General features: G+C 69.8%; 12 protein-coding genes. All 12 read left to right on the forward strand.

The features are described from left to right. Positions 1 to 23 precede the first annotated feature (23 nt). Entirely contained in the window at positions 24 to 1,679 is a 1,656-nt protein-coding gene (locus tag ACWGJ5_RS23135) for a UDP-N-acetylmuramoyl-L-alanyl-D-glutamate--2,6-diaminopimelate ligase (protein ID WP_453311576.1), read from the forward strand. Positions 1,680 to 1,707: 28 nt separating this feature from the next. Then, on the forward strand, positions 1,708 to 3,114 hold the full coding sequence (locus ACWGJ5_RS23140; RefSeq protein WP_453311577.1) for a UDP-N-acetylmuramoyl-tripeptide--D-alanyl-D-alanine ligase: 1,407 nt from the start codon (positions 1,708 to 1,710) through the stop codon (positions 3,112 to 3,114). Next, entirely contained in the window at positions 3,111 to 4,184 is a 1,074-nt protein-coding gene (mraY, locus tag ACWGJ5_RS23145) for a phospho-N-acetylmuramoyl-pentapeptide-transferase (protein WP_365191056.1), read from the forward strand. The genes ACWGJ5_RS23140 and mraY overlap by 4 nt, the downstream gene beginning before the upstream one ends. Further along, complete coding sequence (gene murD / locus ACWGJ5_RS23150; RefSeq protein ID WP_453311578.1) at positions 4,166 to 5,602, forward strand: UDP-N-acetylmuramoyl-L-alanine--D-glutamate ligase; 1,437 nt, start codon at positions 4,166 to 4,168, stop codon at positions 5,600 to 5,602. The genes mraY and murD overlap by 19 nt, the downstream gene beginning before the upstream one ends. A gap of 95 nt (positions 5,603 to 5,697) precedes the next feature. Further along, positions 5,698 to 7,065: a putative lipid II flippase FtsW gene (gene ftsW / locus ACWGJ5_RS23155; protein WP_453311579.1), complete on the forward strand. Its 1,368-nt coding sequence runs from the start codon at positions 5,698 to 5,700 to the stop codon at positions 7,063 to 7,065. A 6-nt stretch (positions 7,066 to 7,071) separates the two neighbouring features. Then, the gene (gene murG / locus ACWGJ5_RS23160; RefSeq protein WP_453311580.1) at positions 7,072 to 8,160 is read left to right on the forward strand and encodes an undecaprenyldiphospho-muramoylpentapeptide beta-N-acetylglucosaminyltransferase; all 1,089 of its coding nucleotides are present in this window, start codon (positions 7,072 to 7,074) and stop codon (positions 8,158 to 8,160) included. Between the two features lie 26 nt (positions 8,161 to 8,186). Then, positions 8,187 to 8,981, forward strand: a complete 795-nt coding sequence (locus ACWGJ5_RS23165) for a cell division protein FtsQ/DivIB (protein ID WP_453311581.1) — start codon at positions 8,187 to 8,189, stop codon at positions 8,979 to 8,981. Positions 8,982 to 9,260: 279 nt separating this feature from the next. Further along, positions 9,261 to 10,466, forward strand: a complete 1,206-nt coding sequence (ftsZ, locus tag ACWGJ5_RS23170) for a cell division protein FtsZ (protein ID WP_453311582.1) — start codon at positions 9,261 to 9,263, stop codon at positions 10,464 to 10,466. Beyond that, entirely contained in the window at positions 10,463 to 11,191 is a 729-nt protein-coding gene (gene pgeF, locus ACWGJ5_RS23175) for a peptidoglycan editing factor PgeF (RefSeq protein WP_453311583.1), read from the forward strand. Before ftsZ ends, pgeF begins: the two co-directional genes overlap by 4 nt. 6 nt (positions 11,192 to 11,197) lie before the next feature. Beyond that, positions 11,198 to 11,917 (forward strand): YggS family pyridoxal phosphate-dependent enzyme, encoded by a 720-nt coding sequence (locus ACWGJ5_RS23180; protein WP_453311584.1) that lies wholly within the window; start codon positions 11,198 to 11,200, stop codon positions 11,915 to 11,917. Positions 11,918 to 12,046: 129 nt separating this feature from the next. After that, positions 12,047 to 12,688, forward strand: coding sequence for a cell division protein SepF (locus ACWGJ5_RS23185; RefSeq protein WP_228622713.1), 642 nt, complete (start codon positions 12,047 to 12,049; stop codon positions 12,686 to 12,688). Positions 12,689 to 12,749: 61 nt separating this feature from the next. Continuing rightward, positions 12,750 to 13,037, forward strand: a complete 288-nt coding sequence (locus ACWGJ5_RS23190) for a YggT family protein (RefSeq protein ID WP_055707297.1) — start codon at positions 12,750 to 12,752, stop codon at positions 13,035 to 13,037. The last annotated feature ends 33 nt before the right edge of the window (positions 13,038 to 13,070 follow it).

The following is a 13,070-nucleotide window of genomic DNA, read 5'->3' on the forward strand; positions in this document are numbered from 1 at the left end:
ACCGGAACACCAGGAATCGACTCGTGACAACGATCACCCCCGACGCCGGGAACCAAGAGGCCGAGAACCCCTCGCTTCGCTCCGGAGCGGGTACGCCCGGTACGCTCACCGCCGTGCCACACGCTGATCAGTCCCAAACCACCCAGAAGGGCGCTTCCGTGACATATCCGGGACCGCCGCGACCGGTTCAGGTCTCCGCCACACCCCTCGCGGAACTGGCCGATCAGCTGGGTGCCGCCGCTCCTGACGCCGCCGCCGAGGTCACGGGGATCACCCACGACTCGCGCGCCGTCCGCCCCGGCGACCTGTACGCCGCCCTCCCGGGCGCCCGCCTGCACGGCGCCGACTTCGTCACCCAGGCCGCCGGCCTCGGCGCGGTCGCCGTGCTCACCGACCCGACGGGCGCCGAGCGTGCCGCCGCGACCGGACTGCCGGTCCTGGTCGTCGACGACCCGCGCGGACGGATGGGCGAGCTGGCGGCGACGATCTACGGCCACCCCGGCCGCGACCTGCTCCAGATCGGCATCACCGGCACCTCCGGCAAGACCACCACCGCCTACCTGGTCGAGGGCGGGCTCAGGACCGCGAAGGCCACGGGCCTCGTCGGCACCGTCGAGATGCGCATCGGCGACGAGCGCATCAAGTCCGAGCGCACCACCCCCGAAGCCACCGACCTGCAGGCGCTGTTCGCCGTCATGCGCGAGCGCGGCGTCGAGGCCGTCGCCATGGAGGTCTCCAGCCACGCCCTGGTCCTCGGCCGGGTCGACGGCTGTGTCTTCGACATCGCCGTGTTCACCAACCTCAGCCCGGAGCACATGGAGTTCCACTCCGACATGGAGGACTACTTCCGGGCCAAGGCGCAGCTGTTCACGCCGGAACGCAGCAGACTCGGCGTGATCAACGCCGACGACGCGTACGGCCGCCGGCTCGCCGAGGAGGCCACGGTCCCGGTCGTCACGTTCTCCGCCGAGGGCCACCCCGACGCCGACTGGCGTGCCGAGGACGTCCAGGTCGGCCCCATGGACTCGACGTTCACCGTCGTGGGCCCGAACGGCGAGCGCGTACACGCCAAGTCGCCGATCGCCGGTCCCTTCAACGTGGCGAACACCCTCGCCGCCCTTGTCGCCCTCGCCGCCGCCGGTCTCGACCCGCAGACCGCCGCCGACGGCATCGCCGCCGTCCCGGGTGTCCCCGGCCGCCTGGAGCGCGTGGACGCCGGGCAGCCCTACCTCGCGGTCGTCGACTACGCCCACAAGACCGACGCCGTCGAGTCCGTGCTCAAGGCGCTGCGCAAGGTCACCAAGGGCCGCCTGCACATCGTCCTCGGCTGTGGCGGCGACCGCGACCAGACCAAGCGCGCCCCGATGGGTGCCGCCGCGGCCCGGCTCGCCGACACGGCCGTACTGACCTCCGACAACCCCCGCTCCGAGGACCCCCTCGCGATCCTCGCGACGATGCTCCAGGGCGCCGCCTCCGTGCCCGCGCACGAGCGTGGCGAGGTGCTCCTGTTCGAGGACCGGGCCGCCGCGATCGCCGCCGTCGTGGGCCGCGCCCAGGCCGGCGACACCGTGCTGGTCGCGGGCAAGGGGCACGAGCAGGGCCAGGACATCGCCGGTGTGGTCCGTCCCTTCGACGACCGCCAGGTGCTCCGCGAAGCCATCCAGAAAACCCAGGGATGAAAATCCAGAAGACCCAGGGGATGAACTTGTGATCGCCCTCTCCCTCGCCGAGATCGCAGCAGTCGTCGGCGGGCAGACGCACGACATACCGGATCCGTCCGTCGAGGTCACGGGACCGGTCGTCCGGGACTCCCGCGAGGTGGTGCCCGGCGGCCTGTTCGCCGCCTTCGTCGGCGAGCGCGTGGACGGCCACGACTACGCACCGCAGGTGATCGAGGCGGGCGCGGTCGCCGTACTGGCGTCGCGCCCGGTCGGCGTGCCCGCGATCGTCGTCGACGACGTCCAGACCGCGCTCGGCGCCCTGGCCCGGCACGTCGTACGCCGGCTCGGCGCGACCCTCGTCGCCCTGACCGGCTCGGCGGGCAAGACCAGCACCAAGGACCTGATCGCGCAGGTGCTCCAGCGCAAGGCGCCGACCGTGTTCACGCCCGGCTCGCTGAACAACGAGATCGGGCTGCCGCTGACCGCCCTGTCCGCCACCGAGGAGACGCGGTTCCTCGTGCTGGAGATGGGCGCCCGCGGCATCGGGCACATCCGCTACCTCACCGACCTCACGCCCCCGAGGATCGGCCTGGTCCTCAACGTCGGCACCGCCCACATCGGCGAGTTCGGCGGCCGGGAGCAGATCGCGCAGGCCAAGGGCGAGATCGTCGAAGGCCTTCCGGAGGACGGCGCCGCGATCCTCAACGCCGACGACCCGCTGGTGCGCGCCATGGCCTCCCGTACCAAGGCGAAGGTGGTCCTTTTCGGAGAGTCGGCCGAAGCGGACGTACGCGCCGAGAACGTGCGACTCACGGACAGCGGACAGCCTTCCTTCAGGCTTCTCACACCCTCCGGTGCAAGCGATGTGACCATGCGCCTGTACGGTGAGCATCACGTGTCGAACGCGCTCGCCGCGGCCGCCGTCGCCCATGAGCTGGGCATGTCCGCGGAAGAGATCGCCACCGCGCTCTCCGAGGCGGGCTCCCTCTCCCGCTGGCGGATGGAGGTCACCGAGCGCCCGGACGGCGTGACCATCGTCAACGACGCCTACAACGCCAACCCCGAGTCCATGCGGGCCGCCCTCCGGGCGCTCGCGGCCATGGGCAAGGGGCGCCGCACGTGGGCGGTGCTCGGCAAGATGGCCGAGCTGGGGGACGAGGCGCTCGCCGAGCACGACGCCGTCGGACGGCTCGCCGTCCGGCTCAACGTCAGCAAGCTCGTCGCCGTCGGGGGGATTGAGGCCTCCTGGCTGCAACTGGGCGCATATAACGAGGGTTCGTGGGGTGAGGAGTCGGTGCACGTGTCCGACGCACAGGCGGCGATCGACCTGTTGCGCAGCGAGTTGCGCCCGGGGGACGTGGTCCTCGTGAAGGCGTCCCGTTCGGTGGGTCTGGAGGGCGTTGCCCAGGCGCTCGTCGAGACCGGTGCCGAGGGCGAGGTTGCCGCCCGATGATGAAGCAGATCCTGTTCTCAGGAGTCATTGGCCTCTTCCTGACGCTGATCGGCACCCCGCTGCTGATCAAGCTCCTGGCCCGCAAGGGCTACGGCCAGTACATCCGCGACGACGGTCCGCGCGAGCACGCCAGCAAGCGCGGTACGCCGACCATGGGCGGTATCGCCTTCATCCTGGCGACGATCGCCGCGTACTTCCTGAGCAAGCTCATCACCGGTTACCCGCCCACCTACTCCGGCATCCTGGTCCTCGGCCTGATGTTCGGCATGGGCCTGGTCGGCTTCCTCGACGACTACATCAAGATCGTCAAGCGGCGTTCGCTGGGTCTGCGGGCCAAGGCGAAGATGGCCGGCCAGCTGATCGTCGGCATCTCCTTCGCGGTGCTGTCGCTGATGTTCGCCGATGCCCGCGGCAACACCCCGGCCTCCACCAAGCTGTCGTTCATCACCGACTTCGGCTGGACGATCGGCCCGGTGCTGTTCGTCGTCTGGGCGCTGTTCATGATCCTCGCGATGTCGAACGGCGTGAACCTCACCGACGGTCTGGACGGCCTGGCCACCGGCGCCTCGGTGCTGGTCTTCGGCGCCTACACGTTCATCGGCGTCTGGCAGTTCCAGGAGTCCTGCGCCAACGCGCAGACCCTGACGAACCCGGCCGCCTGCTACGAGGTGCGCGACCCGCTCGATCTCGCCGTGGTCGCCTCCGCGCTGATGGGCGCCTGCCTGGGCTTCCTGTGGTGGAACACCTCGCCGGCGAAGATCTTCATGGGTGACACCGGTTCGCTCGCGCTCGGCGGCGTCCTCACCGGTCTGGCCATCCTCTCCCGCACGGAGCTGCTGGTGGCCATCATGGGCGGTCTGTTCGTCCTCATCACCATGTCGGTCGTCATCCAGGTCGGCTCCTTCCGGCTCACCGGCAAGCGCGTCTTCCGGATGGCACCACTCCAGCACCACTTCGAACTCAAGGGCTGGTCCGAAGTCCTGGTGGTGGTCCGATTCTGGATCATTCAGGGAATCTGTGTGATTGTCGGACTTGGCCTCTTCTATGCAGGATGGGCAGCGGAAAAGTGACCTCCACCTCGGAGCTCTACGACTTCCAGGGCAAGCACGTCACCGTCGCCGGGCTCGGTGTCTCCGGCGTCCCGGCGGCCAAGGTGCTGCACGCGCGCGGGGCGGTCGTCACGGTCGTCAACGACGGCGACGACGCACGCGCGCGTGAGCAGGCCGCGGAGCTCGAGGCGCTCGGCATCACCGTGCGCCTCGGCGACGGGGCGACCCTGCCGGAGAGCACCGAGCTGATCGTCACCGCGCCGGGCTGGAAGCCCGACAAGCCGCTGTTCCTGGCGGCGGCCGAAGCGGGCGTGCCGGTCTGGGGCGACGTCGAGCTCGCCTGGCGCCTGCGCGGCCCCGACGCCGCGCCCTGGCTGGCCGTCACGGGCACCAACGGCAAGACCACGACCGTGCAGATGCTCGCGTCCATCCTGAAGGCCGCGGGCCTGCGCACGGCCGCCGTCGGCAACATCGGCGTCTCCCTGCTGGACGTCGTGCTCGGGGACGAGGAGTACGACGTCCTCGCCGTGGAGCTGTCCAGCTACCAGCTGCACTGGGCGCCCTCGCTGCGCGCCCACTCGGCAGCCGTCCTCAACCTTGCCCCGGACCACCTCGACTGGCACGGCTCCATGGAGGCGTACGCCAGGGACAAGGGCCGTATCTACGAAGGCAATCGCGTCGCCTGCGTCTACAACGTGGCCGACAAGCTCACCGAGGAGCTGGTGCGCGAGGCCGACGTCGAGGAGGGCTGCCGGGCCATCGGCTTCACCCTCGGCAGCCCCGCGCCCTCCCAACTCGGCGTCGTTGACGGCATCCTGGTCGACCGCGCCTTCGTGGAGAACCGGCAGAAGAACGCCCAGGAGCTGGCCGAGGTCTCCGACATCGACCCGCCGGCCCCGCACAACATCGCCAACGCCCTTGCCGCGGCGGCCCTCGCGCGCGCCTTCGGGGTGCCCGCCCAGGCCGTACGGGACGGCCTCAAGGCCTTCCGCCCGGACGCGCACCGCATCGAGCACGTTGCCGACCTCGACGGCGTCGCGTACGTGGACGACTCCAAGGCGACCAACACCCATGCCGCGGAAGCCTCGTTGGCGGCATATGAGTCGATTGTATGGATTGCGGGTGGTCTGGCGAAGGGCGCGACCTTCGAGGAACTGGTCGCCAAGTCGGCAAAACGACTTCGCGGTGCCGTTCTGATCGGCGTCGACCGGGCGCTGATCCGCGACGCCCTCGCGCGACACGCCCCGGAAGTACCCGTGGTCGACCTCGACCGGACCGACACTGGGGCGATGCTCCAGGCGGTGACGGAGGCGAGGCGGCTCGCTCAGCCCGGCGACACGGTGCTGCTGGCCCCGGCCTGTGCCTCCATGGACATGTTCACCAACTACAACCAGCGCGGTGACGCGTTCGCGGCGGCGGTCCGCGAACTCGAAGCCTGACCCCGGCCGCCCGCCGGGCGGATCTTGGGAGGGACGCGTGGGACGGTCGACGTTCAAGGGACGCGTGGGACGGTCGACGTTCAGTGGAGGCGCCGATGCCCAGTAGCCGTACCGGGAAGCCGCCCGTGCAGCGGACGTCCCGGCGTCCGCGTCCCGCCGTCGCCCGGCCCTCGAGCGAGAACCCCGTACAACGGCTCTACGGCCGGGCGCGCAAGGCCTGGGACCGGCCGCTGACCGCCTACTACCTGATCGTCGGCGGCAGCGTGCTGATCATCGTGCTGGGCCTGGTGATGGTCTACTCGGCCTCCCAGATCACCGCGCTGCAGATGTCACTGCCGGGGTCGTACTTCTTCCGCAAGCAGCTGCTGGCCGCCGTGCTGGGCGGCGTACTGCTGTTCGTGGCCTCCCGCATGCCGGTGAAACTGCACCGGGCGCTGGCCTACCCGATCCTCGCCGCCGCCGTCTTCCTGATGGCCCTGGTGCAGGTGCCCGGGATAGGGATGGCGGTCAACGGCAACCAGAACTGGATCGCCCTGGGCGGTTCCTTCCAGGTCCAGCCCAGCGAGTTCGGCAAGCTCGCCCTGGTGCTGTGGGGCGCGGACCTGATCGCGCGCAAGCAGGAGAAGAGGCTGCTGACCCAGTGGAAGCACATGCTGGTGCCGCTGGTGCCGGTCGCCTTCCTGCTGCTCGGGCTGATCATGCTCGGTGGCGACATGGGTACCGCGATCATCCTCACGGCGATCCTGTTCGGCCTGCTGTGGCTCGCGGGGGCGCCCACCCGGCTGTTCGCCGGGGTGCTGACGATCGCGAGCCTGATCGGCGGCGTCCTCATCAAGACCAGCCCCAACCGGATGGCCCGGCTCGCCTGCATCGGCGCCACCCAGCCCAAGTCGGGGATCGCCGACTGCTGGCAGGCCGTGCACGGCATCTACGCCCTCGCCTCCGGCGGAATTTTCGGCTCCGGTCTCGGTGCGAGTGTGGAAAAATGGGGCCAACTCCCCGAAGCCCACACCGACTTCATCTTCGCGGTCACCGGTGAGGAACTGGGCCTGTCGGGGACGCTGTCGGTGCTCGCCCTGTTCGCGGCTCTAGGCTATGCGGGTATCCGCGTGGCCGGACGCACGGAGGACCCCTTCGTGAGGTACGCCGCGGGAGGCGTGACGACCTGGATCACCGCCCAAGCGGTGATCAACATCGGTGCGGTGCTCGGTCTGCTGCCGATCGCCGGCGTCCCCCTCCCGCTGTTCTCCTACGGAGGGTCCGCCCTGCTGCCGACCATGTTCGCCATCGGGCTGCTGATCGCCTTCGCACGTGACGAGCCCGCTGCGCGGGCGGCGCTTGCCATGCGGCAACCTCGCTTTGGTAGAAAGCGGGCGGGAGGCTCCGGCGGTGCGCGGGGGCCTCGGAGATGGAACACGATGCGACGGCGTGCCTCGGTGGCGCGTTCGTCCGGAGAGCGGTGAATTTCGGTGCATGTCGTACTCGCCGGTGGGGGGACCGCCGGCCACATCGAGCCCGCGCTCGCCCTCGCGGACGCCCTGCGCAGGCAGGACCCGACCGTGGGGATCACGGCCCTGGGCACGGAGCGCGGCCTGGAGACCCGGCTCGTCCCGGAGCGCGGCTACGAGCTGGCGCTGATCCCGGCGGTGCCGCTGCCCCGTAAGCCGACCCCCGAGCTGATCACCGTCCCGGGCCGGCTGCGCGGCACCATCAAGGCCGCCGAGCAGATCCTGGAGCGCACCAAGGCGGACGCGGTGGTCGGTTTCGGCGGTTACGTCGCCCTGCCCGGCTACCTGGCCGCCAAGCGCCTCGGCGTGCCCATCGTGATCCACGAGGCCAACGCCCGCCCGGGCCTGGCCAACAAGATCGGCTCGCGGTACGCGGCCCGGGTCGCCGTCTCCACGCCCGACAGCAAGCTGCGCGACGCGCGCTACATCGGCATCCCGCTGCGCCGTTCCATCGCCACCCTGGACCGTGCGGCCGCCCGCCCCGAGGCACGCCACCGCTTCGGCCTCGACCCGAACCTGCCCACGCTGCTCGTCTCCGGCGGCTCCCAGGGCGCCCGGCGCCTCAACGAGGTGGTCCAGCAGGTCGCTCCGTGGCTCCAGCAGGCCGGCATCCAGATCCTGCATGCGGTCGGCCCGAAGAACGAACTGCCGCGGGTGCACCAGATGCCGGGAATGCCCCCCTACATCCCGGTAAGTTACCTGGATCGGATGGATCTCGCGTACGCCGCGGCCGACATGATGCTCTGCCGCGCGGGCGCGATGACCGTCGCCGAACTCTCCGCCGTCGGACTCCCGGCCGCCTATGTCCCGCTGCCCATCGGCAACGGCGAACAGCGGCTCAACGCCCAGCCGGTGGTGAAGGCCGGCGGCGGGCTCCTCGTCGACGACGCGGAACTCACGCCCGAGTGGGTGCAGCAGAACGTCCTGCCCGTGCTCGCCGATCCGCACCGGCTGTACGAGATGTCCCGCGCGGCAAGCGAGTTCGGCCGCCGGGACGCCGACGAGCTGCTCGTCGGCATGGTGTACGAGGCGATCGCCTCGCGCCGTTAGGACCGTATGACGAAAGGGCAGTGAGCGTGGCCGGACCCTCCACCGCCGAGCGCGGTGAACGCCAGCAGGAGTCGTCCGGCCCGCCGCCCGTCCGCGGGCTCAGCAGACGGCGCCTTCGTACGATCGTCATCCTGGCCGCGCTCGCCGTGCTCCTCGGGGCCGGTGGCACCTGGGTGTTGTACGGATCGACATGGGTGCGCGTCGAGCACGTCTCGGTGTCCGGCACGCGCGTGCTGACCCCCGCCGAGGTGCTGGACGCGGCGGCCGTACCGGTCGGGGCGCCGATGATTTCGGTCGACACGGACGGCATCGAAGCCCGACTTCGCCGGAAACTGCCCCGAATTGACACGGTTGATGTGGTCCGTGCGTGGCCCCATGGAATCGGCCTGAAAGTGACCGAGCGCACTCCGGTTCTGCTGAGCCGAAATGGCCGGGACTTCGTCGAAATCGACCACGAAGGTGTCCGGTTCGCCACGGTTTCGCAGGCACCGAATGGCGTTCCGGCACTGGAATTGTCCGTCCCCCGCACCGGTTCCGCCGCCGCGAGCTTCCGGCGCTTCGGCGCCGACCGGCTGGTGCGCGAGGCGGTCCGGGTCGCGGGCGAACTGCCGGCCGCCGTGGCGGCGGACACCCGGACCGTCCAAGTCCGTTCCTACGACGCCATCTCGCTGGAGTTGGCCGACGGCCGCACGGTCGCGTGGGGCAGCAGCGAGAACGGCCGGGCCAAGGCACGGACCCTCGCAGCTCTCATGAAAGCAGCTCCCGGCGCGCGGCACTTCGACGTCAGCGTTCCCACCGCCCCTGCGTCATCGGGGAGTTGACGCGCATCAGTGCAGGCCAGCACCCTGGTTGGGCACTGCTATGGCTGATCACATAGGGTGAAAAGAAAAACGGGAGGTTCGGCGTGTTCGTTGAACGGGCGCCACTTGTCGACTTAGTGTCCTGTTCAGAAGACTCCAGGGAACAGACACACTGGTAACCCTAAACTTCAGGGTTAGGGTTCGGGTCGGCGTTACGGACCGTCCCATTCGGCATCCGTCGTCCCGGCGCGGGGCACCGCACGGCGGCGACAACGTAATTCGAGGCGAGAGGCCTTCGACGTGGCAGCACCGCAGAACTACCTCGCAGTCATCAAGGTCATCGGTGTCGGCGGCGGTGGTGTCAATGCCATCAACCGGATGATCGAGGTCGGTCTCAAGGGTGTCGAGTTCATCGCCATCAACACCGACGCACAGGCGCTGTTGATGAGCGACGCCGACGTCAAGCTCGACGTCGGCCGCGAACTCACCCGCGGACTCGGCGCCGGAGCCAACCCGGCCGTCGGCCGCAAGGCCGCCGAGGACCACCGCGAGGAGATCGAGGAGGTCCTCAAGGGGGCCGACATGGTCTTCGTGACGGCCGGTGAAGGCGGCGGCACCGGCACCGGCGGCGCGCCCGTCGTGGCCAACATCGCGCGCTCGCTGGGCGCCCTGACCATCGGCGTGGTGACGCGCCCGTTCACCTTCGAGGGACGGCGCCGCGCGAACCAGGCCGAGGACGGCATCGCCGAACTGCGCGAAGAGGTCGACACCCTCATCGTCATCCCCAACGACCGGCTGCTGTCCATCTCGGACCGCCAGGTCTCGGTCCTGGACGCCTTCAAGTCCGCCGACCAGGTCCTGCTCTCCGGTGTCCAGGGCATCACCGACCTCATCACCACCCCCGGCCTGATCAACCTCGACTTCGCCGATGTGAAGTCGGTCATGTCCGAGGCCGGTTCGGCCCTCATGGGCATCGGCTCGGCCCGCGGCGACGACCGTGCGGTGGCCGCGGCCGAGATGGCCATCTCCTCGCCGCTGCTGGAGGCGTCCATCGACGGCGCCCGCGGCGTGCTGCTCTCCATCTCCGGCGGCTCCGACCTGGGCCTGTTCGAGATCAACGAGGCCGCCCAGCTGGTCAGCGAGGCCGCCCACCCCGAGGCCAACATCATCTTCGGCGCGGTCATCGACGACGCCCTCGGCGACGAGGTCCGGGTCACCGTGATCGCGGCCGGCTTCGACGGCGGCCAGCCCCCGGCCCGCCGGGACAACGTCCTCGGTTCGGCCTCGGCGGGCTCCCGCCGCGACGAGCCCGCTCCGTCCCGGCCGAGCGAGCCCAGCCGTCCGTCCTTCGGCTCGCTGGGCAGCGTCAAGCCCAAGGAGGAGCCGGAGCCGGCGCCCGAGCCGGTGGCCGACATCCCGGCCGCCCCGCCGGTGACGCCGGCGCCCCGCACCTCCTACGCGGACAGCGCGGCCGAGGAGCTGGACGTGCCGGACTTCCTCAAGTGATAGGAACGCGCGAGGGCGTGAGCGGCGCGCACTTCGCCTTCACCGACCGGTGGGGCGGGGTGAGCGCCGCTCCGTATGAGGAGCTGAACCTCGGCGGCGCGGTGGGCGACGACCCGGAGTCCGTACGGGCCAACCGGGACATCGCGGCCAAGTCGCTCGGCCTCGATCCGGGCCGGGTCGTCTGGATGAACCAGGTGCACGGCGCCGACGTGGCCGTCGTGGACGAGCCCTGGGGAGAGCGGCCGGTGCCGGAGGTCGACGCGATCGTGACCGCCCGCCGCGGACTCGCCCTCGCCGTCCTCACCGCCGACTGCGTGCCGGTACTGCTGGCCGATCCCGTCGCCGGGGTCGTGGCGGCGGCGCACGCGGGCCGGCCCGGCATGGTCAGGGGCGTCGTCCCGGCCGCCGTACGGGCCATGGCCGAACTCGGCGCGGAGCCGGGCCGGATCGTCGCCCGCACGGGCCCGGCCGTGTGCGGGCGGTGCTACGAGGTGCCGGAGGCGATGCGCGCCGAGGTGGCGGCCGTCGAGCCGGCGGCGCACGCTGAGACGGGCTGGGGTACGCCGGCGGTCGACGTGAGCGCCGGGGTGCACGCGCAGCTCGACCGGCTCGGGGTGTGCGACCGGGCGCAGTCGCCGGAGTGCACGCTGGAGTCGGGCGACCACTTCTCGTACCGCCGCGACCGCACCACCGGGCGGCTCGCGGGCTATGTCTGGCTGGACTGATGGGGCATGACGGACCGTAAGACCGAACTCGCCGCAAACCTGGCGAAAGTGGAGGAGCGCATCGCCGCCGCGTGTGTGGCGGCCGGGCGCGAGCGGGAGGAGGTGACCCTGATCGTGGTCACCAAGACCTACCCGGCGAGCGATGTGCGGATCCTGTCGGAACTCGGTGTGCGCCATGTCGCCGAGAACCGTGACCAGGACGCGGCGCCGAAGGCCGCGGCATGTGCGGACCTGCCCCTCAAATGGCACTTTGTCGGTCAGTTGCAGACCAACAAAGTCCGTTCCGTGGTCGGTTACGCGGATGTCGTGCAGTCCGTGGACCGTCCCAGGCTCGTCACGGCCCTGTCGAAGGAGGCCGTGCGGGCGGGGCGCGAGGTGGGCTGCCTCGTCCAGGTGGCGCTGGACGCGGGGGCGAGCGGCAGGGGCGAGCGTGGAGGCGTCGCCCCGGACGGAATCGAAGAGTTGGCCGACCTCATCGGCGAGGCTCCGGGACTGCGGCTCGACGGGCTGATGACCGTCGCTCCGCTCACCGGGGAGTACGCGGGACGCGAACAGGCGGCGTTTGAACGGCTCGTGGATTTGTCGACTGACCTGCGCCGAGCCCATCCGGCTGCAACCATGGTGTCAGCAGGGATGAGTGCGGACCTCGAACAGGCCGTGGCCGCCGGGGCGACACATGTGCGCGTCGGCACTGCGGTACTCGGAGTCCGCCCTAGGCTCGGGTAACGTCGCCAAGAAGTCGGACCACAGCAGAAAATATGGTCAATGCCCATTGAAAGCGGGCACAACGACCTCGTGGATCGCGGGCACTTGGCAGTCGTCAGCCGATCCACCACAGAGCGGAGGACTCAGAGCATGGCCGGCGCGATGCGCAAGATGGCGGTCTACCTCGGCCTCGTGGAGGACGATGGGTACGACGGCCGCGGATTCGACCCCGACGACGACTTCGAGCCCGAGTTGGACCCGGAACCCGAGCGGGATCACCGACGGCATGAATCTTCACACCAATCGCACGGCGCACATCAGTCCCAAAGGGACGAAGAGGTGCGAATCGTGCAACCGCCCGCGCCGCGCGAGCCGGTGGCCCGTTCGACTGCACTCGCCGCGGAATCCGGACGTCCGGCGCGGATCGCGCCCGTGGCATCCATCACACAAGAACGTCAGTCCCTCGAGAAGAACGCACCGGTGATCATGCCCAAGGTTGTGTCCGAGCGAGAGCCTTACCGGATCACCACGCTTCACCCCCGGACCTACAACGAGGCCCGTACCATCGGGGAACACTTCCGTGAGGGCACCCCGGTGATCATGAATCTGACTGAGATGGATGACACAGACGCGAAGCGACTTGTCGACTTTGCGGCCGGTTTGGTGTTTGGTCTTCACGGCAGCATCGAGCGGGTGACGCAGAAGGTGTTCCTGTTGTCTCCTGCTAACGTCGATGTCACGGCGGAGGACAAGGCCCGCATCGCAGAGGGCGGGTTCTTCAACCAGAGCTGAGACGCAACAACCGGATCGAGGCTCGGAAGAGCATGGAACAGGGGAGAGGGAAGCGCAGGCCATGAGCGTGTTCGTCACGGTGGTCCACACCGCGCTGCTGGTGTTCCTCGCCGTGCTCATCTTCCGGCTGGTCATGGATTACGTGTTCCAGTTCGCCCGCTCGTGGCAACCCGGCAAGGCGATGGTGGTCGTACTGGAGGCCACCTACACTGTCACCGATCCACCGCTGAAGCTTCTGCGGCGGTTCATCCCGCCGCTGCGTCTCGGGGGCGTGGCGCTCGACCTGTCCTTCTTCGTACTGATGATCATCGTCTACATCCTCCTCTCCATCACGGGGAGCTTCATGTGATGAGGGTGGACGATACGGTCTTGCCGACTGCCG

Source organism: Streptomyces sp. NPDC054783 (genome assembly GCF_053611725.1).

Excerpts from the sequence above, each read along its gene's own strand:
- mraY (WP_365191056.1), top strand. The coding sequence starts at position 3,111 with ATGATGAAGCAGATCCTGTTCTCAGGAGTCATTGGCCTCTTCCTGACG.
- murD (WP_453311578.1), top strand. The coding sequence starts at position 4,166 with ATGGGCAGCGGAAAAGTGACCTCCACCTCGGAGCTCTACGACTTCCAG.
- ftsW (WP_453311579.1), top strand. The coding sequence starts at position 5,698 with ATGCCCAGTAGCCGTACCGGGAAGCCGCCCGTGCAGCGGACGTCCCGG.
- ACWGJ5_RS23180 (WP_453311584.1), top strand. The coding sequence starts at position 11,198 with ATGACGGACCGTAAGACCGAACTCGCCGCAAACCTGGCGAAAGTGGAG.
- ACWGJ5_RS23185 (WP_228622713.1), top strand. The coding sequence starts at position 12,047 with ATGGCCGGCGCGATGCGCAAGATGGCGGTCTACCTCGGCCTCGTGGAG.
- ACWGJ5_RS23190 (WP_055707297.1), top strand. The coding sequence starts at position 12,750 with ATGAGCGTGTTCGTCACGGTGGTCCACACCGCGCTGCTGGTGTTCCTC.